This is a genomic window from Sphingobacterium sp. Ag1 (assembly GCF_000988325.1).
Classification (GTDB): domain Bacteria; phylum Bacteroidota; class Bacteroidia; order Sphingobacteriales; family Sphingobacteriaceae; genus Sphingobacterium.
The window spans coordinates 783,184-803,538 of sequence record NZ_LBGU01000043.1 but is presented as its reverse complement, the minus strand read 5'-3'; the positions used below and the strand labels follow the sequence as shown (position 1 = coordinate 803,538).

The following is a 20,355-nucleotide window of genomic DNA, read 5'->3' as shown; positions in this document are numbered from 1 at the left end:
ATGAAAAGCAAGCTGTTCCTCAGTGTTAAAAGTCGACTAATTGGCATTATCTGCATATCCGTATTTATCGGATATCTTGCATTACAATACCTATTGATGCTTCGTTCTGGTTTTGACCAACAACTCGCATTCAAAGATTCATTTATAAACAGCATGGTGATGATGTTTTGCTGCTATGGCATGTCATCAGCACTCAATTTTTATACCCCACAACCCCGGGAGATTTGGAAAGTACTCATCATCGGTTTAATCATGGGCGCAATAAGCATCGCATTAAGCCGATTCTTGATGAGTTACTTTATTCAATCGACCTTCACCCCACTTTTGGATTTAACATTACCCTATCGCGGTATTGTTAATTTCCTTATTTTAACTTCGGTTGCTATTATCAACATTGTCTGGAACATCCAGGAAGACAATATCAACAACATCAAACGGAAGCAGGAATCTGAAAATTTACTTCGGGAAGCCGAACTGTATAATCTAAGGCAACAGTTACAGCCTCATTTCCTCTTCAATAGTCTCAACTCCATCATAGCACTTATTGGTGCCAATCCGGACGAAGCCCGAAACATGACATTCCAGCTGTCGGACTTTTTAAGAGGAACATTAAGAAAAGAAAACAATCAAATTATCACACTTGAAGAAGAACTCGATCACCTTCAACTTTATCTCGATATTGAAAAAGTACGCTTCGGTCATCGACTCCATACATCCATCTCTTCCTCAGAAGAAATTTTCAACAATAGATTGCCAGCCATGATTATTCAGCCACTGGTGGAAAATGCGATTAAACACGGATTATACAATGTAACCGATCAAGTAGAAATTAAAATAAAATGCTATTCGATTGATGGTCAACTACTGATCCAGATTACCAACCCCTTCGACACCGAAGAACAGTCAAAGCCGAAAAAAGGCACTGGATTTGGACTATCGAGCATTCAACGCAGATTATATCTCCTTTATGGAAGAAATGATCTACTGGAAACTCAAATTCAGGACAACATATTTACCAGCACCCTAAAAATACCTCAATATGATTAAAGTCGTTATTATCGATGATGAACCCCTTGCACGCTCCATTATTGCGGGTTACCTAAAAAATGAAGCCGATATATCCATCATGGCGGAATGTGGTGATGGCTTTGAAGCTGTTAAAGCTATCCATGCGCACGAACCGGATTTAATCTTTCTGGATGTACAAATGCCCAAATTGACCGGATTTGAAATGCTTGAACTTGTTGACAACCCTCCGGCGGTCATCTTTACGACCGCTTTTGACGAATATGCCTTGAAAGCTTTCGAAAAGAACGCCTTGGATTACCTATTAAAACCGGTATCACCAACACGTTTCAAAAAAGCCTTAGAAAAATTCAGAGCAAGCTACTCCGCACCCGAGAAAAAAGTTCAACCCAACTACGAAGTGCTTACAGCGCAGGACGAAACAAAAATCGACCGTATTGTTGTCAAAACAGGCACCCAGATCAAGATTATTCCGATTGATACCGTCAAATACCTGGAGTCTTATGATGACTATGTTAAGATTCATACCAAAGATGGCATGTACCTAAAAAATAAAACAATGGCATTTTTTGAAAAATCTTTGGATCCGAATCAATTTGTCCGTATACACCGATCTTTTATCATTAAAGTGGATCAGTTGGCCAAATTGGAACCTTATGAAAAGGATTCGTATATTGCTGCACTGACATCAGGAGAAAAGCTCAATATCAGTAAATCAGGCTATGCCCGATTAAAACAATTGATTGGAATTTAAACATTCCGTAGATTTGTGCCCATCAATCGTTATGAAACATTTTATTACAATAGTATTGCTGGGCATCACATCTTACTCCTTTGCCCAAACGAATCCTGAGGAACAGATCAACAGAGGAGTTTACAATAAGCTGGAATTTTTTATCAATTCCCAGATGACAGACTCCGCCTATAATATGGCCAGTGACGCCTTCAAACAACAATTTAGCCTAGCCAAATTTACCCTAGTACTACAGGAGCTCTATCCTTTAGGAAGGGTAAAAAGCTCAACCACAAAAAAGTTTGAAAAAGGGCTTGCAACCTATCAGATGGACTTCGACAGCCAATCGTATGAAGTTCTTTTTGCAACGGACACAACCTTAAAATTCAATACATTAAAATTCACTCCTCTGGCAATCAAGCCTCAAGTGGAAAAAACTATTGTGGTACCTGCCACACAGAAATCAGTCGATAATGACGACCTTTTTGTCGATTCCGTTGCAAATGCTTATTTGAAACAACAAAATACGCAATCACTTGCAATTGGCATTCTAAAGAATGGACAAACAAAAACCTATTTCTATGGTGAGACTGCCAAAGGCAACCAAACAGCGCCTACAAAAACGTCTACCTATGAAATTGGCTCGTTAAGTAAAGTTTTTACCGCTATACTTTTGTCAAATCTTGTCGAGGAAGGAACGATAACCTTAGATCAGCCTATTGCGCTATTTCTTCCTGATACACTCAAGAAAAATGAAGAACTTTCAAAAATAACGTTTCAGATGTTGGCCAATCATACCTCTGGCTTACCAAGACTTCCTGACAATCTCGACAAAGTCAAAGGATTTAACGAAAACGATCCTTACAAAACATACGATAAAAAAGCACTTTATAGCTACCTCGCAAGCTTTAAAAATACGAAAAAACCAGGTGAAGAGTACGAGTACAGCAACCTTGGTTACGCCGTATTAGGAGATATTATATGCAGTATCTATAAAAAAAGTTATGATCAGCTCGTAAAAGACATCATCTGTAAGCCGCTTGAAATGAATAATACCTTTCAGGTATTGGATCCTAAGAGGAAAGATACCTTTAAAGTATATAACAAAGATGGTCAAGAAGTAATTCCCTGGTCGTTTGACGCTTTTGGTCCCGCTGGCGGATTAAAATCGACTCTTGAGGATCTACTTAAATTTGCGAATGCGCAATTCAAGATGCCGCAGACCCCATTGGAAAACGCCATGGCAACCACCAGATTGTTTACTTTTTTTCTACCTCCAGACACCGACCTGGGACTCGCATGGCATATGAACCTGATTGACGACCTAACGGTCTATTGGCACAATGGCGGAACTGCCGGAAGCAGCTCCTACCTAGCCTTATCGCCCGATAAAAAAAGTGGCGTTATCATCTTGTCCAATTCTGCCATCTCTGCCGATGACAAGGGTAAAGCTATTTTAGATTACATACTCCGTAAAAAATAAAGTTCAAAAAATAGAGAATAATGCGCCATATTGAAACAACAATATGGCTTTTTTTGTTGTTATAGCGATGAGTGATCATTAATTTTGACTAGAAGAAAACACAAATTGGTTTACCAAAATCAATCACAAGAAAGCTAAAGAACAGCTATTTACATGAAGATATTTATCACTAAAAAAATACCACAAAAAGGTATAGATTTATTAAAATCTGCCGGTCACGATCTAACGATACACGATTCAGCCGATCCCCTATCCGAAAGGCAGCTTATCGAAGCGAGCCAACAGGCTGATTACGTGCTCAATGGCGGAATGCAGAAGTTTGATGCAAATTTTTTCCAAAACTGCCCAAACCTTAAAGCCTTATCCCTCATGAGCGTAGGCTATGACAATGTAGATATCTCAGCTGCCACACTGCATGGAATACCTGTAAGCAATACGCCTGGCATACTTTCGGGAGCAACAGCTGATGTCGCCTTCCTTTTAATGCTGTCGGTATCACGGAAGGCATTTTTCAACCACAAGAGAATTTTGCAGGGCGAATGGAAAGGTTTTGATCCAACGGCAAACCTAGGCATCGAGCTCAACAACAAAACACTGGGTATTTATGGACTGGGGCGAATTGGCTTTGAATTCGCGAGAAAAGCCAAAGCAGCGTATAACATGGATATTATTTATTACAATCGGAGCCGTAATGACGAAGCAGAACAAATTCTTGGCGCACGATATGTGAATTTCGACGATCTACTCACGCGGAGCGACGTCCTTTCAATCCATGCGGCTTTGACAGCGGAGACTAAAAACCGGTTTGACAAAATGACATTTGCGCGCATGAAAAACTCCGCTATATTGATTAATACCGCTAGAGGCGGATTGGTCAATGAAATAGATCTAACAGAAGCCCTAGAGACTGGCCAACTATGGGGTGCCGGACTTGATGTGACAAATCCTGAACCGATGGATCCGAAAAATCCACTGTTAAATATGGAAAATATCTGTGTACTACCACACATCGGGTCTGCTACAGAAGAAACGCGGGATAATATGGCATTGATGGCCGCCAGTAACTTACTGGCAGCAATTAAAGGCGAAAAAATGCCCCAGATTATCAATAAAGAGGTATATCAATGAAACGAAGATTTTTTCAGATTTTAAACAGCTTAAATAAAGCCATCTTACCAAAATATGGTAAGATGGATCCATTGAAATTAAAAAAGTACCAGCAGGCTATCATTGCCTACCGGTACTTTGTCCTTATACACGCCTTGGGAACAGATCAGGACTAAACTTTTGCAGTCCCTAGGTCGCTTGAATTCGAAACAATGCTAATCTGTGTCGGATTGGAAGATAAACTAATATCGTTCCTTTCCAGCTCCAACATAATCTTTTCCTGCATTGAGTTTCGAGCAGCGACATAATGCTCTCTTTTCGTCCACGCACGAACGGTTAAAACCATGGCACTGTCTCCCAATTCTTTGATAAAAACAGTTGGCTCAGGAGTCGTTAATACGTTTTCGTTGGAACGAAGTACCCTTAAGATAATGTCTTTCGCTTCTTTCACATTTTTATCATAAGAGATACTGATGGTATATTCAAACATGCGTTGCACAATTTTCGTATAGTTTTTAATAACCGAATTGGCCAAAGGGCCATTTGGGCTAAAAACACGTACACCATCATCGCTTATTAAAGTGGAATACAAGATATCAATCCGTTCTACAGTACCTGCGGTACCATTTGCACTCGATATGGAATCGCCTACTTCAAATGGTCTAAACATCAAAATCAGCACGCCGCCGGCAAAATTACTCAAACTTCCCTGCAGCGCCATACCAACGGCCAACCCGAAGGCGGATAAAGCGGCAATAAAAGAAGTTGTCTGTATTCCAATCTGACTTGCGACGGTAAGGAGCAACATCACCCACATGACGATCTTTACAATACTGGAGATAAATGCCCGAATAGAGGGATCTACATTCTTCTTTTCGAAACGTTTATGTAATAAGCGATCTACAAAATTGATCACATATTTCCCAAGAATCAATAGGATAATTCCCCCTATAATCCCCGGAATAGACTCAATGACAATATCGGTCAAACGACCAAATCTACTCCCCAAACTATTTAAATTACTTTCCATGTTTTAAAATATATTTTAAACCTCTAGGCACAAGGATTGTTCCAACATATCGCATACCGTATCAAAATATAAAAATCATTGAAAAACACCATAAAAGACCAAATAAACACCACTATTAAAAGGATATTTAGCGTAATTTTGCTATATGAATAGAAAAAATACCATTCCGATTATTGATAGTTGTAGCATTGATCTCAATAACAAAACAACGATTCATATTGATGATCTAAAAGAATATATCATCAAGCATCAGGATATGGTGTTTCCTCACAAACATAATTTTTTCCATTTCGTGCTATTCACCAAGGGCTCAGGAGAACACATTATCGATTTCAATCATTACAACATTGAACCTTATCAAATCTATTTTATGGTACCAGGTCAGGTTCATACCTGGAACTTTACAGGTGACGAAGAAGGCTATGTTGTCAATTTTTCCATTGACTACTTTCAGTCTTTTCTCTTAAGAACCGATTACCTGGAACGCTTCAGCTTCTTACAGGGTAAAATTGAGCAGCTGATTTTTGTTATTGCGGAACAATTTCGAAAGCAGGCTATTCACATTCTTGAACAAATTGCTTCCGCAAAAGCGGCAGGTCAATCGGAAGACTATATCCGTACACTTCTGCTCCAATTTATATTGTATATCTCAATTTCTACAGAAAAGGATCATCAAGAGCACAGTACGCCATATAATCACAAAATATTCAATAGTTTTCAGCAATTGGTTGAACAGCAATTCAGGTCTACCAAATTGCCCAGTGTATACGCAGATCAGTTATTTATTACGCCCAATCACCTGAATGCAATCTGCAAATCATACATCGGCCAATCAGCAGGTGAAATTATACGAAACCGGATTGTACTCGAAGCGAAACGACTATTAGTCAATCGAAACTTAAATATCAGCGAGATTGCAGATGAACTGCAATTCAATGACAACTCATACTTTACTAAATTTTTCAAAAAATCCGCTGGGCTCACACCGGAAGAGTTCAGAAAACAACTATAACTATGGAAGAAGTTAAATACGAATTATCTGAATTTAAAGCTGCATGGCAAGCGAAATGTCCAAGATGCCGGATCGGCCATGTGTACCAAGGTCCTGCATATGGTCTTAAAGTACAAAAAATGAATAGCCATTGCGAATACTGTGGACTTCGTTATGAGCGTGAGCCAGGTTATTTTTATGGTGCCATGTATGTGACCTATGCGTTCTCCATTGCAGAAATGGTGACAGCTTGTATGGCGACCTATATCCTGACAGGCAATGACTCTTCTTTTATACTCTATGCAACCGTTGCTATCATGAGCGTTGTTTTAATGTCGCCATTCAACTACCGCTATTCCCGTATCATATTGATGTATTGGTTAACTCCAGGCTTAAGATATGATCCGAATGTCAAAAAAAAGGAAGTTGACGTGAAGGCTTCAGCATAACCTTCATTATCCTTATCTTTATCCTGATGAAGGATATGATTTATTTGGACAACAACGCAACAACGCGGATTTTGGATGAGGTATGGAATACCATGACGCCCTACTTCATCCAAAACTATACGAATGCATCGAGTGTCTATCACCAAATGGGGCGTGAAGCCAATGCCGCCGTCCAACTGGCTAGAGCGCAAATAGCTGAAGTGCTGAATTGTTCACCAAAAGAACTATTTTTCAATTCAGGTGCAACAGAAAGTATTAATACCGTAATCTGTGGCATATTTGACAAATATCAATCCAAGGGAAATCATATTATCACCGTTTCAACAGAACACAAAGCTGTATTAAGCTGCTGTGAACAACTGACGAAAAAAGGAGCGCAGATCACCTATCTCCCCGTCGATGCACAAGGCATGATTCGTATAGACGATTTAAAAAATGCGATGAGCTCCCAGACCATACTCGTTTGCATCATGGCGGCAAATAACGAGACAGGAGTATGCACATCGCTAACTCAAATCGCCACTATTTGTAAGGAGAAAGACATCTTATTTTTCTGTGACGCTACGCAGGCTATTGGAAAAATCAACATTGATCTACAAAAAGTCCCGATTGACCTTTTATGCCTGAGCGCGCATAAACTTCATGGCCCGAAGGGAATCGGTGCCTTATATATCCGTCGAAAATCGAAGCCGATACAGATTACTCCGCTGATTGTAGGCGGTGGTCAGGAAAGCGGATTTAGAGGCGGTACGTACAACGTTCCAGCTATCGTCGGCTTTGGAAAAGCCCTGTCTCTGCTTAAACCAACATCTTATCATACGGTCGAACGAAACCGCGATCTATTGGAAGAACTTTTAGGTGGTATTCCTGAAATCATCATTCATGGAAAAAATGTACCCCGCCTACCAAACACCAGTTACATTAGTTTTAAACATATCCTAGCCAGCGAAATAATGACTGCCTGCCCTGCTTTGGCCCTCTCCTCGGGCTCAGCCTGTGTAACCGGATCCAGAGAACCTTCCCATGTTTTAATGGCTATGGGTATTTCTAAAGAAGACGCATTATCGGCCATTCGCTTTAGCTTAAGCGTGTTGACGACGCAAGAGGATATTATACACTGTGCCCAATTGATCACAGAAGCGGTTGGCAAAATCCGCGATCAATCCCCCATCTGGCAACTTTTCAAAGCTGGCCTGATCGATTAATTTATGACATTCTAAAAACTTTAGAACAGGCGAAATATAACAAGATTGTATGTATCTTTGTGCTATACAAAGGATATTACTATGATTACAGTTACTGACAAAGCAAAAACTCGTATCGAGGAAATCATGAAGGATGAGCAATATGACAGCAATTACTTTGTGCGTGTTGCTGTGGAAAGTGGCGGTTGTTCGGGCTTGAGTTATAAGCTGAACTTCGATAACGAAGAAAAAAAAGGTGATCAATTTTTCGAAGATAAAGGCGTGAAGGTCTGTTTGGATATAAAATCGTTTTTATACCTAGCAGGTACAGAACTGGATTATTCCGATGGTTTGAACGGAAAAGGGTTTGAATTCCACAACCCGAATGCCAGCCGGACCTGTGCATGCGGCGAGAGCTTCTCAGTTTAATTAATCACGTCGATCCACCATAAACAAAAGAGCCCTGAAATATTTCAGGGCTCTTTTGGTAAGTAACCAAACACTTTTGGTTGCACCAACAAATTATTAGTTTTATAATTAAATATTGACCTACCTTCATTTTGTTAGAATTTTTTTATTTTTTCAACTTTTTAATGGATAAATATTAAAAATAACAACCAAACAGATTAACCAATGATATTTTCATACTTTTGTATGAAATAACTGAATAAAAAATAAAACGATGCGTACCAACCCACGCATGGTATTTCATTTGACTCATATGGAGGGAAGAAAACTTTTAAATACCGAAGTTGCTATCAGCTTCGTGAAAGATACATTTGTCCAACAACTAAAAAAAGCATTAAATTTAATTCCGATCTCGTCACCATTGGTGGTTTTAGATGGCACAGGATTAAATGATGACTTAAATGGAATTGAGCGTCCGGTATCATTTCCGATTAAATCATTGAATGAAAAAAGAGCGGTCGTGGTACATTCATTGGCAAAATGGAAAAGAGTCCGTTTAAAAGAGCTTGAAATGTTACCCGGGGAAGGCATTGTGACCGACATGAAAGCACTGCGGCCTGATGAAGATTACACCCCTATCCATTCGATCTATGTAGACCAATGGGATTGGGAAAAAGTAATCAATAAAGATCAACGTAATTTGGCCTTACTGAAAGAAACCGTACTAAAAATTTACGATGCCTTACGCTATACAGAACAACAGGTTGAAAGCAAGTATCCACAGATAAAAGCTATTCTTCCAGAAAATATTACATTCATTTCGGCTGAAGAATTACTGCAAAAATATCCTAATCTAACTGCAAAAGAACGTGAAAATACGATCACAAAAGAATATGGTGCGGTGTTTTTATATGGTATCGGAGGGGCACTCAGCAATGGTGTTGCACACGACGGACGCGCAGCGGACTACGACGACTGGAGTACTGCAAATGAAGCTGGACACAAAGGATTGAACGGAGACATTCTGGTATGGAACCCCATCTTAAATTCAGCTTTTGAGCTTTCTTCCATGGGAATCCGCGTCGATAAAACCGCTTTGGCACATCAGATGGAAATCAGAAATTGCACTGAAAAATCCAAACTGACTTTCCATAGCATGCTTCTCAATGATCAATTGCCGGAATCTATGGGCGGTGGAATCGGACAATCGCGTGTCTGTATGTTTATGCTCAAGAAACAACATATCGGAGAAGTCCAAGTCAGTATCTGGGAAGAGGACAAAAAAGAAACACTAAGACAAGAAGGTATTGATATATTATAAAACAATACTTATTGAGAATTAATAACGCGACAACTATACCGAGTTTTTCAGTATACCGATACAAATCAGCGCAAGGTAATCATCTTTTATAGACCGATTACCTTGTTTCTTTTTCATACAATGCCTTAAAAATTTTCATTCCTTTTGTTCCGTTCAAACTAGCGGTATTTTGTATTTTTGCTAAATGCAGCTAGAAGCTATTTTAAATAAATTAGGTATTTCATCCTTAAATGAAATGCAAGAAAAAGTAGTGGAATCGTACCAAAAAGATCATGATTTCATCTTACTTTCACCCACAGGATCTGGCAAAACCTTGGCCTTTTCATTGCTGATTTTAGAGCAACTGAAGGAAATCGTTCGGGAGGTTCAAGTACTGATCTTAGTTCCGACCCGCGAACTGGCCTTACAGATAGAGCAAGTACTGCGCAAGGTAGCCACAGGTCACAAAGTCACCTGTGCCTATGGCGGTCATAGTACCCGCATCGAAAAAAATGAATTCAAGGATGCTCCCGGAATTATTATAGGAACTCCAGGACGCATAAAACAACATATCGAAGAAGGAAATTTTGATCCTTCCGGTATTCATACCCTCGTGCTAGACGAATTTGACAAATCGTTGGAACTGGGATTTCAGCATCAAATGGATTTCATTATTCGGCATATACCGTCCATCAGATCACGTATACTGACTTCTGCAACGATGATGGAGGTAATTCCGCCATTTACACAGATACAGGAGCCTATTCTTATTGATTTTTTGAATAATTCACAGAATATACCCCACATTACAATCAAAAAAGTAGTTGTCCCAGTTCAAAAGAAATTGGAGGCATTACTAAAACTCATCTGCAAGATCGGAACGAAAAAAATGATTATCTTCTGTAATCATCGCGATGCAGTAGATCACATCAGCGAACTGCTGGACAATCGCAATATTATTCACGACACGTTTCATGGCGGACTCGAACAACAAGATCGTGAGCTGGCGCTTCTCAAATTCCGCAATCATTCCAACAATGTTTTGATCACGACCGACTTGGCGGCAAGAGGACTGGATATCCCTGAAGTTGATGCCATTATTCATTACCAGCTACCACATAAAGAAGATGGCTTTATTCATCGCAATGGACGTACTGCGCGTATGCAGGCAAAGGGTGATGTCTATGTCATCCTAAAGCCTGAAGAAGCCTATCCCTATATATCGACGGAAATACCTGAAGAGGAATTTCCCGAGTACTATGATCTTCCGGAGAATTCACCTTTCGCCACACTTTATGTTAGTGCTGGACGAAAAGATAAAGTCAATAAAATTGACATTGTAGGTTTTCTCCTGCATTTGGAAGGTGTTGAAAAAGACGACATCGGTATAATAGAAGTGAAAGATAAGGTCGCCTATGTCGCCGTTAAAAGAAAGCTTGCTTCTGTTATTATCAACAAGGCAAATGGGCAAAAAATCAAAGGACGTAAAGTAAAAATTGGACGTACCTAGTTCTTCGCGCGCGAAGGTCAGTCGATAATCCAACTGTGATTCCAATCCATAAGGAGACCTGCATTGTCGTTAAAATAAGTCGATATAAAAACCCACTCAATGAGTGTTTTTTATAGGAACCTGGTTAACTCTTGGTTAATACCATGTTTAATTCTAACAGGGGTATTACAGGGGGTTAGCAGGGGTATAACAGGGGGTTAACAGGGGTGTACCCCTATTAACCCCTTGTTAATACCCTGTAAAAAGGGTACTGTCACCCTTTTAATTCCAGACATGGCGTAATCGGAGTTATACGCCTTACCAAAGTCGTTAAAAACAAAAGCAAGAAATAAAGGGAATTTATCAGGGGGTAGTGCACCCGGAGAATCAATCGCCAGATAAGCCTTCACAACGCCGTGTAAGGCTTACCTGGCGATTCTGATTTAAAATTTTTCAGGGTATGTCATCGTTCCTGTTCAGGCCAAGCGCCCCCAGGTTAATCCAATTCTTTTAAATACCGGAGATACAATTGCACAGCTTCGCGCTTCTTGGCTGTCAAATGAAAATTAAGATGCTCCGTCAGATATTTTGTATAATCAAAGCCCTCAAATTCTGGGAGACCAGCTATCACATCGGTTGCATGTTCAACACCATACGCTAAAGCGTCATTAAATTGCTCCACAAAAGAGTCGGGAAGTTTTTTGTTACTCACCCATAAGGCAAAAGCGAAAGGTAACCCGGTAAAGTTAAACCACTCTTTCCCTAAATCATAAACATAAGGTACTACATTCTTCTTACCGAAAGTACGATCCCCAATTAAAACATAGGCATCTGGTTCTATAGATTCATCAGTGACCAATTCCACATCCTTTTTCCAATAATTTTTTATCAATACACGTGCTAAACCATTTGAAGTGCGCGATTGCTTATCTAAACGTAAAGTTTTTACCTCTTCAATAGGTTTATTGGCAAAAATAAATACAGAATCGACAGCACCTTCTGTACCGATACAAAAATCAGTGTTAATATAATACTCAGGTAGACTTAACAAGGCAGCGGTCGGTATGATCCCGATATCAGCTTGATCATCGATTACTTTCTGTGCACAGGCACTTGGATAATCGACGCTCAAATCGATTTGTTCCATCACTTTTGATTTACGTATTCCATTCAAAAACGGATAAGTATTGGTATACGATACGGCAGAAACTCTAATTTTATTCATTTATCAATGCTTCTAAGTGTGCAGTATTGTAATGGTCTACAATCTCAAATTGGCCATTATCATACAGCAATTTATATAAAGCAGTATTTGTATGCGGGAAATCATCCATATAACGGGCATCGACGCCAGTCATTAGACAAAGCATTATCCGTAGAGCACGCCCGTGCATACAGACTAATATGTTTTTTTCATCTGTCTGAGCGAGCATATGATCCAAGGCGACTTGTTGACGAGCCATTAATTCATGGGGAGACTCTCCGTTTTCAATACTGACATCCAATTCTCCATTACGCCATGCTGCAACCAATTGTTCAAAACCAGCAAGCAACTCCGGTGTTTGTTCTTTCCCTTCATAAATTCCCCAGCTTATTTCATCCAAACCAACGAGCTGTTCCCAAGGCAAATTCAAATCAAGGAAGCCCTGTACAGTTTGATGAGTACGCAATAAAGTGGAGGTATATATCTTATCAAAAGGCACCGTACTATAGTGATCAAAGAAAGCCTGAGCTTGAGCTATGCCCATCTTATTGAGTGGGGAATTAACACCACGCCCCTGCACAATACCTCTTAAATTTAGATCAGTCTGTCCGTGTCGTATAAAATAAAATGTCTTTTTCAATGTGCGATATGAGTTATGAATTGACAACAGGTAATGCGTAATAGCTTTTCTTTTGATCAACTTGATCAAAAACAACATCATTATAATCGGTTACCACATTGTAGAGGGTATCTCTTTCAATCGGATGGCGTCCAACATTTTTTATCAGCTCGACAACCTCTTGTGTGGTCATCCCTGGTTTTTGCTCTTCTGCTCCTGCCATGCTGTATATTTTTGTCGTATCATCCAGTGTTCCGTCTATATCATCGACCCCAAAAGCCAAGGACAACTGGGCCGTATCCCTCGATATCATTGCCCAATAAGCTTTAATATGATCAAAATTATCCATGTAAATTCGAGCAATCGCGTAATTCCTGAGGTCTTCAATAACGGATACCTCCGGAATATGGGACATTTGATTCTCCTTGTTTCTAAATTTTAATGGAATAAAGGTCTGAAAACCACCAGTCTTATCCTGCAGCTGTCTTAAGCGCTCCATGTGATCCACACGATGCCAAAACTGCTCTATATGGCCGTATAGCATGGTTGCATTGGTATGCATGCCCAGCTTATGCGCCTGCTCATGAATATCCAGCCATTGTTCGGCTGTGCATTTATCATGTGCAATCTGCTCTCTGACTTCCGGATGAAAGATTTCCGCACCACCGCCCGGCATAGAATCTAATCCGCAGGATTGCAGATACTTCAATCCGTCGTAATGGCTCAATTTTGCTTTCTTGAAAATATAGTAATACTCTACAGGTGTAAGTCCCTTGATATGCAACTCGGGGCGATGTGCCTTACATTTGCGAAAAAAATCGGCGTAAAATTCGAGGTTCTGCTTAGGAACAACCCCTCCGGTAATATGAACTTCAGTAACAGCCTCCTTGTCGTACTTTTTCACAATATCCATCATGCCGTCGACTTCCATCTCCCAACCTTCAGCCCGTTCTTTTATTAAGCGGGAATACGAACAAAACTTGCAGTCATAGACACAGACATTAGTCGGCTCGATGTGAAAATTACGATTGAAAAAAGTATGATCACCATGGCGTTTCTCGCGAATATAGTTAGCAAGCACACCAAGGTAGCCTAACTCACCTTTCTCATACAAAAGTACGCCTTCCTCAAAAGTGATACGTTCCTCTCGCAAAACTTTCTCCGCTATATCTCTCCATTCGACAGCTAAATTCTTATCGTTAATCAAGAAATTCAATTTATCTATTGCGTTCATTAAATGTATCTCCTATCTTAAATCAAATGTACCGAAAAGGCAACAAAAGTTATAATAAAAAATGTGACAACAACTAATTTGACATAGCTCTTAGAAAAGGAGCCTAATCTGTAAACTGTTGCATTTCGATTAATTTACGGTATAATCCTTCTTGCTGTATCAGCTCACTATGGCTACCTGCTTCTACAATCTTTCCGGCTTCAATAACCACAATTTTATCCGCATTCTGAATGGTACTTAAACGATGGGCAATAACAACCGTTGTTCTATTGTCCATTAATTTATATAAGGAGTCCTGCACCAATTTTTCAGATTCGGTATCTAAAGCAGAAGTCGCCTCATCAAGAAGCATGATCGGTGGATTCTTCAAGACAGCTCGTGCAATACAGATCCGCTGACGTTGGCCACCAGATAATTTACCGCCCCGATCACCTATGTTGGTCTGATAACCCTGTTCTGTTTTCAAAATAAATTCATGCGCATTGGCAATCCGTGCAGCGGCTTCTACTTCCTCTTGACTGGCCGAAAGATTAGCAAATGCAATATTATTGAAGATCGTATCATTAAACAAAATGGACTCTTGATTGACGACACCGATCATGTCCCGTAAAGAATCCTGGTCTAAATCCCGTAAATCAATACCGTCAAACAAAATTTGCCCCCCAGTGACGTCCATAAAACGCGGAATTAAATCAACCAGCGTTGATTTTCCTCCTCCCGAAGGCCCGACCAGTGCAACGACTTTTCCCTTTTCGATGGTTAAATCGATGTTCTGGAGAATCTCTTTATCTTTGGTATACGAAAAATTCACCTGATTGAAGACAATATTCTTCTCAAAGCTTTTCACAAGCTTCGCTTCGGCCTTATCTTTCACTTCCGTCCGTTCATCGATAAGTTCCAATACACGCTCACCCGCAGCGAGACCGTTATGAATACCGCTAAAAGAATCTGTTAACGCCTTTGCCGGACGCATCACCTGCGAAAAAATAGCGATATAAGCAATAAATGCGGGAGCAGTTAAACTCTTGTCACCCGAAAGCACCAAATGGCCTCCATACAAAAGAATAATAGCCACCATAATTACCCCTAGCAATTCGGACACAGGTGAACTTAACTGTTGTCTTTTAGCCATAGCACGACCGATATTGGCGTAACGTTCGTTTTCATTATGAAACCTGTTCTTAATAAATGAAACGGCATTGAAAGCTTTGATAATTTTAATTCCAGACAATGCTTCGTCCAAATAAGAAATCATATTTCCATACGACTCCTGTGCCGCATGCGCTTGGCTTTTAAGATTCTTAACGATTCTAGAAATAAAAAATGCAGAGACTGGAATGACCAATAGGGAAAAGAATGTCAATTGTGCGGAGATATTAAAAAGCATCACGATATAAGCGATCAATTGCAAGGGCTCTTTAAAAACCACCTGTAAAGTCCCCGTCACAGAATACTGCACGACTTGTACATCAGACGCAACTTTAGAAACAATATCTCCTTTTCGCTGTCCTGTAAAATAACCGACATGTAAATCCATTACGCTATCAAATACCGCTCTACGCAATTTGAGCAAAGTATGAATACGGAAGTTCTCCATAATTCGTTGACAGAAATAGCGAAACAGATTACTGATAAATACGGAGATCACAATTGCAATACAGACCCTTTGCAATGCGCCATAGGCACCAAACTGCTCATTTGCCATCGATGCATAGTAATTGAACCAAGCTAAAATATCTGTGTACGCTTCAGGTTTCACGACTTCAGAAGCTGCTTCACAAGCCTCTTTTCCGGTTTTAAAAAGTGTATGGAGTAAAGGAGCAAGTAATGCCAAATTCAACGTGCTAAAAATAACCGTGATCAGCGTGCAAATTACATAGGGGATTGCAAATTTCTCAATGGGTTTAGCAAACGATAAGAGCCTAAAATATGTTTTCATTTATGTTGAACTAAGACAAATTACTTTTACATCAAAAGTAATTCGTCGGTCTCTCCTCTACCTTTCAGATTTTTGACGAGGAAATTGAACAAAAATAATAAATTAATCAAGAAAAGCACATATCCTGGCAAGGGACTGTAAAATTGTTGCATCGCAAGAATAAAGCATTCAGCTTGTTCAGCTTGAAAAATCGATAAAAAAATCTCCTTTTAATAGATAATTCCCTAATTTAGCCTTATTCAAATACCAAATTTATTAAAATAAAATGCAAATAGACGTTGCCAAAAGATTGCAGCACACTGAAGAATATTATTTCTCCAAAAAATTAAGAGAAATAGATGAGTTGAACAAACAGGGAGCGCGTGTAATCAACCTAGGAATTGGAAGTCCAGACTTACCCCCGCATCCGGAGGTGATCGAGACATTAAATACGAATGCCCAACTTCCAAATGTGCATGGCTATCAAAACTATAAAGGCGCACCCGCCCTACGACAAGCCGTTGCAGATTGGTATCAACGTTATTATAATGCGACTTTTAATCCCAATACCGAAATATTACCCTTAATTGGGTCAAAAGAAGGCATTGTGCATATCTGTATGACCTACCTACAGGAAGGGGATCAGGCACTTATACCTAATCCTGGCTACCCAGCTTATGCGGCTGCAGTGCGGCTGAGTGGTGCTGAAGCGATTACTTATAATCTTACACAAGAAAAAAATTGGCTTATTGATTTAAATGAGCTCAAAAAACAAGACTTGTCAAAGGTTAAACTGATGTGGATAAACTATCCCCATATGCCAACAGGTGCCTCAGCACCCGATGCATTTTATCAAGAGCTGATTCAATTTGCCAAAGAGCGTAATATCCTGATTTGCCACGATAATCCGTATAGCTTTATTTTGACAGATACGCCAAAAAGCATTATGAGTATACCTGGCGCCAAAGATGTGGCTATTGAATTGAATTCGCTGAGCAAATCTTCCAATATGGCGGGTTGGCGAATTGGCGTACTCGTGGGTGCTGAAGAACGTATAAACCAAGTACTCCGTTTCAAAAGCAACATGGACTCAGGAATGTTTTTACCAGTGCAGCTCGCCGCGGCAAAAGCGCTACAACTTGATGTATCCTGGTATGCTGATCTAAACAAAATTTATGCTGAACGACGCGAACAGGTTTATGAGATCATGGATTTGCTGGACTGTGCTTATCAAAAAGACCAAGTAGGTCTATTTGTATGGGCGCGTATTCCGGAGAAATACGAGAATGGCTATGCCCTGAGTGATGCTGTTTTGGAGAGATCACGGGTATTTATTACACCGGGCGGAATTTTCGGAGATAAAGGCGATCAATATATACGCATCAGTCTCTGTGCCACCGTGGATGTACTCAAAGAGTCAATCCAACGTATCAAAGATAATTTCTAAGCACATTGTACGTCAAAGGCTGCAATGTCCTGAAAATGATAAATAAAATAATTAATGGACAAACAACCGCTGTATAAATTGCTCAATGGATTCCATTGAACAAAAGTACGCTTAATATAATTGTTTATATATGAACATTGCCATTGTAGGCGTAGGCTTAATTGGTGGCTCAGTCGCCATTCGCCTAAAAGAAACAAAATTCTGCAACAAAATAATCGGTGTAGATAAAAGTCAAAAAAACTTAGATAAAGCGATGCATATCGGCTTTATCGATGAAATAGCCAGCTTAGAGGAGGCAATTAAAACCTGTAAAGTACTGGTGCTCACAATACCTGTTGATGCTATTTTGCATGTTGTCCCCCAAATCTTGGATTTGGTTACCGATCAGGTCGTCATTGACATGGGATCGACAAAAACAAATATTCTCAACAAAATCAAGGATCACCCTAACCGGGGGCGTTATGTTGCAGCCCATCCCATGGCCGGAACAGAGTATTCTGGGCCTGAAGCTGCAATAGCGGGCTTATTCAAAGGAAAAATGATGGTGTATGTTGAAGCATTTAAAACGGATGAGGATGCTTTCGAGATTGCCGATGCCATCACCGACCAATTGGAGATGCGCAGCTGTTTTATGAATGCAGATGAACATGATGTGCATACGGCTTATGTATCCCACATTTCTCACCTGACGTCTTTCGCCCTCGCCTTAACAGTATTGGAAAAAGAGAAATCTCAAGGGCGTATCTTTGAGCTGGCAGGTTCGGGATTTGAATCTACAGTACGTCTTGCCAAAAGTTCCCCCGATATGTGGACACCGATTTTCAAGCAAAATCGCGAAAATGTACTCGAAGTACTCGAAGAACATATCAAACAGCTGCAATCGCTGCACGATTCTATTGCCACGGAAGATTATGACAAATTGCACAAACTGATTACCCGTTCCAATAAGATAAAAAGGATCATTAAGTAAAGGATACTTTAGTTAAGATAGCCGGTATAAAAGTCCACCATAAGGTGGACTTTTTTATTCATCTTCCAATTCATTGAATTTATCCAAGTCGGCTTTTGCACCAATAGGATCACCCAATTTCTCGCGAATTGCCGCGCGATATGAATACAAATCTGAGTAATATGGATTCAAATCGATCGCCTTCGAGTAATCTGCTAAAGCAGCGGGAAGATCCTCCAACTTTTCATTCAAATCGGCCCGTAGGGAATACACATAAAAATCTTCCGGATTAAGCGTAACAAGACGGTCAAAATCCAATAATGCTTCCTCAAAATTCCCTAATCGCTCAAACAAAGATGCCCTTTCTTCGTATACGATCGATGAATCACGGTCTATTTCCTCCGCCTTAGCATAATCTTCCAACGCACTTTGGTAATTGCGATAAGATTCAAACACTTTTGCCCGAAATATATAGGCGGCAGAACGATTCTCATCAAGAGCAATGGCCTGATTGAAGTCAGACAATGCCAGCTCAAAACAAGTCAATTTCAGGTACAAACTTCCCCTGAAAACAAACAGGTTGCTATCCTTGTTGTCGGACTCCGCAATAGCAGAAGAATAAAGCCCAATTGCTTTTAGATAGCTATAGCAATGGACATATTCCAGTCCCAATGAATTTATTTCGTCTATACCGAGCGTCCTAGATTTCGATTCCAGCTCTTGTATGACCAAATTTTCAGCTTCAAAATACGTTAGTTCAGCTTGATTTTCCTGCCATTCCAAAACGCTATGGTAATTAAAATCCAGTCTTTTAGCAATTTGATAATCATAGAAAGCGCCTTCATCTTCCTCGACCTGTCTGTAGACTAAACAACGACTTGCATAAAAAAATGGTTCTTCTTCATATTGTTCAATGGCGCTTGTAAAGGTCGCAATAGCTTTGTCATAGGCCCCTATCTTAAAATAATAAAGCCCTAAATAACTATAAGCAAGCGCATTGTTATCCAAAGCAATCGCCTCCTCAAGTAAAGCGGCAGGATCGCCATTCCCAACGATTCCGCTATTAAAACCTTCCAGTGTATGCCTCAAACTACCCTGTTCGACTGTATCAAGTGAAAAGGACAGGCTCTCTTCCGGAAAAAAGGATGAAATCGGTAAAAAAGAAAACTTAGCGAGAAGTACAGGTACTGGCAGTGTAAAATCTGATCCCACAAAAGTATTGTTCTGTAGGATAACAGCTAGATTTGAAATCATATGCTTCATGCCCAAAACTAAGGTAAATTTCATTACAAAAGAAATCTAACGATAGATCAGGTATTATAGTCGGGTATGCTCATTAACTAATTTCACCTGTCAGGTACAAGTATTTATAGCGGACAATATCCCTCGAATTTGTAAAACGGATTAATTTTTCCTTTTTGAAAACATAATTGGAAACCTTCTCTTCCATCAAGCGTAGGAATTCGACAAATTCAGCAAAGAAGTTTTGACGTTCTACGGGTGTAAACTGGCTATTTTTGACAATCCAAAAGAATTGCTCCTCATTCACATGGAAAGATACCTCATTTTTCTTTTCTTTTCGAAAAATAAAAATCGGGTCATTTTCTTGGTTAATAAATAAAGCAAAGCCCGTATTTCCACCATCCAAATTAACAACAAAAGCAGAAAAATGGACAGTACCGATCTGTAAATTTTCCAGACAAATTAATTTATGCAACATCAGGTTGACAATTAGATCACCTAAAATTATTAAGTTTTTATTAAAAAACAAAAAAAGGCCCACA

The 20,355-nt window shown here is 39.8% G+C and carries 20 protein-coding genes; 13 read left to right on the top strand and 7 right to left on the bottom strand.

Annotation, left to right across the window (positions count from 1 at the left end):
• The 5 genes from AAW12_RS20660 to AAW12_RS26535 all read left to right on the top strand — a co-directional run bounded on the left by AAW12_RS20660 (position 1) and on the right by AAW12_RS26535 (position 4,525).
• Complete coding sequence (locus AAW12_RS20660; RefSeq protein ID WP_046675446.1) at positions 1 to 1,047, top strand: sensor histidine kinase; 1,047 nt, start codon at positions 1 to 3, stop codon at positions 1,045 to 1,047.
• A complete protein-coding gene (locus AAW12_RS20655) occupies positions 1,040 to 1,780 on the top strand; it encodes a LytR/AlgR family response regulator transcription factor (RefSeq protein WP_046675445.1) in 741 nt (246 codons plus the stop codon). The genes AAW12_RS20660 and AAW12_RS20655 overlap by 8 nt, the downstream gene beginning before the upstream one ends.
• A 31-nt stretch (positions 1,781 to 1,811) precedes the next feature.
• Entirely contained in the window at positions 1,812 to 3,242 is a 1,431-nt protein-coding gene (locus AAW12_RS20650) for a serine hydrolase domain-containing protein (protein WP_053003877.1), read from the top strand.
• Positions 3,243 to 3,395: 153 nt separating this feature from the next.
• Positions 3,396 to 4,370: a 2-hydroxyacid dehydrogenase gene (locus AAW12_RS20645; protein ID WP_046675444.1), complete on the top strand. Its 975-nt coding sequence runs from the start codon at positions 3,396 to 3,398 to the stop codon at positions 4,368 to 4,370.
• Entirely contained in the window at positions 4,367 to 4,525 is a 159-nt protein-coding gene (locus AAW12_RS26535) for a hypothetical protein (RefSeq protein ID WP_197084121.1), read from the top strand. The genes AAW12_RS20645 and AAW12_RS26535 overlap by 4 nt, the downstream gene beginning before the upstream one ends.
• Here AAW12_RS26535 and AAW12_RS20640 read toward each other — a convergent pair.
• The gene (locus tag AAW12_RS20640; RefSeq protein WP_046675443.1) at positions 4,522 to 5,379 is read right to left on the bottom strand and encodes a mechanosensitive ion channel family protein; all 858 of its coding nucleotides are present in this window, start codon (positions 5,377 to 5,379) and stop codon (positions 4,522 to 4,524) included. The genes AAW12_RS26535 and AAW12_RS20640 overlap by 4 nt on opposite strands.
• Positions 5,380 to 5,524: 145 nt before the next feature.
• Between AAW12_RS20640 and AAW12_RS20635 the strand changes: the two genes are divergently transcribed.
• The 6 genes from AAW12_RS20635 to AAW12_RS20610 all read left to right on the top strand — a co-directional run bounded on the left by AAW12_RS20635 (position 5,525) and on the right by AAW12_RS20610 (position 11,221).
• Positions 5,525 to 6,391, top strand: a complete 867-nt coding sequence (locus AAW12_RS20635; RefSeq protein WP_084823260.1) for a helix-turn-helix domain-containing protein — start codon at positions 5,525 to 5,527, stop codon at positions 6,389 to 6,391.
• 2 nt (positions 6,392 to 6,393) lie between these two features.
• Positions 6,394 to 6,819 (top strand): DUF983 domain-containing protein, encoded by a 426-nt coding sequence (locus AAW12_RS20630; RefSeq protein ID WP_046675442.1) that lies wholly within the window; start codon positions 6,394 to 6,396, stop codon positions 6,817 to 6,819.
• A 26-nt stretch (positions 6,820 to 6,845) separates the two neighbouring features.
• Positions 6,846 to 8,024, top strand: a complete 1,179-nt coding sequence (locus tag AAW12_RS20625; protein WP_231585316.1) for a cysteine desulfurase family protein — start codon at positions 6,846 to 6,848, stop codon at positions 8,022 to 8,024.
• An 81-nt stretch (positions 8,025 to 8,105) separates the two neighbouring features.
• Complete coding sequence (locus tag AAW12_RS20620) at positions 8,106 to 8,432, top strand: HesB/IscA family protein (protein WP_046675441.1); 327 nt, start codon at positions 8,106 to 8,108, stop codon at positions 8,430 to 8,432.
• Between the two features lie 253 nt (positions 8,433 to 8,685).
• The gene (gene asnA, locus AAW12_RS20615; protein ID WP_231585315.1) at positions 8,686 to 9,732 is read left to right on the top strand and encodes an aspartate--ammonia ligase; all 1,047 of its coding nucleotides are present in this window, start codon (positions 8,686 to 8,688) and stop codon (positions 9,730 to 9,732) included.
• Between the two features lie 235 nt (positions 9,733 to 9,967).
• Complete coding sequence (locus AAW12_RS20610; protein ID WP_231585314.1) at positions 9,968 to 11,221, top strand: DEAD/DEAH box helicase; 1,254 nt, start codon at positions 9,968 to 9,970, stop codon at positions 11,219 to 11,221.
• A 475-nt stretch (positions 11,222 to 11,696) separates the two neighbouring features.
• On the opposite strand, the gene AAW12_RS20605 is transcribed toward AAW12_RS20610, so the two are convergent.
• The 4 genes from AAW12_RS20605 to AAW12_RS20590 all read right to left on the bottom strand — a co-directional run bounded on the left by AAW12_RS20605 (position 11,697) and on the right by AAW12_RS20590 (position 16,196).
• On the bottom strand, positions 11,697 to 12,425 hold the full coding sequence (locus AAW12_RS20605; RefSeq protein WP_046675438.1) for a menaquinone biosynthetic enzyme MqnA/MqnD family protein: 729 nt from the start codon (positions 12,423 to 12,425) through the stop codon (positions 11,697 to 11,699).
• Positions 12,418 to 13,044 carry a histidine phosphatase family protein gene (locus AAW12_RS20600; protein ID WP_046675625.1) on the bottom strand — a complete coding sequence of 209 codons (627 nt, stop codon included), beginning with the start codon at positions 13,042 to 13,044 and terminating at the stop codon, positions 12,418 to 12,420. The genes AAW12_RS20605 and AAW12_RS20600 overlap by 8 nt, the downstream gene beginning before the upstream one ends.
• A gap of 13 nt (positions 13,045 to 13,057) precedes the next feature.
• A complete protein-coding gene (gene mqnE / locus AAW12_RS20595; protein WP_046675437.1) occupies positions 13,058 to 14,257 on the bottom strand; it encodes an aminofutalosine synthase MqnE in 1,200 nt (399 codons plus the stop codon).
• Between the two features lie 103 nt (positions 14,258 to 14,360).
• Positions 14,361 to 16,196, bottom strand: a complete 1,836-nt coding sequence (locus AAW12_RS20590; protein WP_046675436.1) for an ABC transporter ATP-binding protein — start codon at positions 16,194 to 16,196, stop codon at positions 14,361 to 14,363.
• A gap of 265 nt (positions 16,197 to 16,461) precedes the next feature.
• Here AAW12_RS20590 and AAW12_RS20585 point away from each other — a divergent pair, with 265 nt between their 5' ends.
• Entirely contained in the window at positions 16,462 to 17,622 is a 1,161-nt protein-coding gene (locus AAW12_RS20585; protein WP_046675435.1) for a pyridoxal phosphate-dependent aminotransferase, read from the top strand.
• Positions 17,623 to 17,752: 130 nt separating this feature from the next.
• Positions 17,753 to 18,592: a prephenate dehydrogenase gene (locus AAW12_RS20580; protein ID WP_046675434.1), complete on the top strand. Its 840-nt coding sequence runs from the start codon at positions 17,753 to 17,755 to the stop codon at positions 18,590 to 18,592.
• 54 nt (positions 18,593 to 18,646) lie between these two features.
• Here the strand turns inward: AAW12_RS20580 and AAW12_RS20575 are convergent, their stop codons facing one another.
• Together AAW12_RS20575 and AAW12_RS20570 are read right to left on the bottom strand one after the other, a co-directional pair.
• Positions 18,647 to 19,858 carry a tetratricopeptide repeat protein gene (locus tag AAW12_RS20575; RefSeq protein WP_053003876.1) on the bottom strand — a complete coding sequence of 404 codons (1,212 nt, stop codon included), beginning with the start codon at positions 19,856 to 19,858 and terminating at the stop codon, positions 18,647 to 18,649.
• A 49-nt stretch (positions 19,859 to 19,907) separates the two neighbouring features.
• On the bottom strand, positions 19,908 to 20,291 hold the full coding sequence (locus AAW12_RS20570) for a hypothetical protein (RefSeq protein ID WP_046675433.1): 384 nt from the start codon (positions 20,289 to 20,291) through the stop codon (positions 19,908 to 19,910).
• Between the last annotated feature and the right edge of the window lie 64 nt (positions 20,292 to 20,355).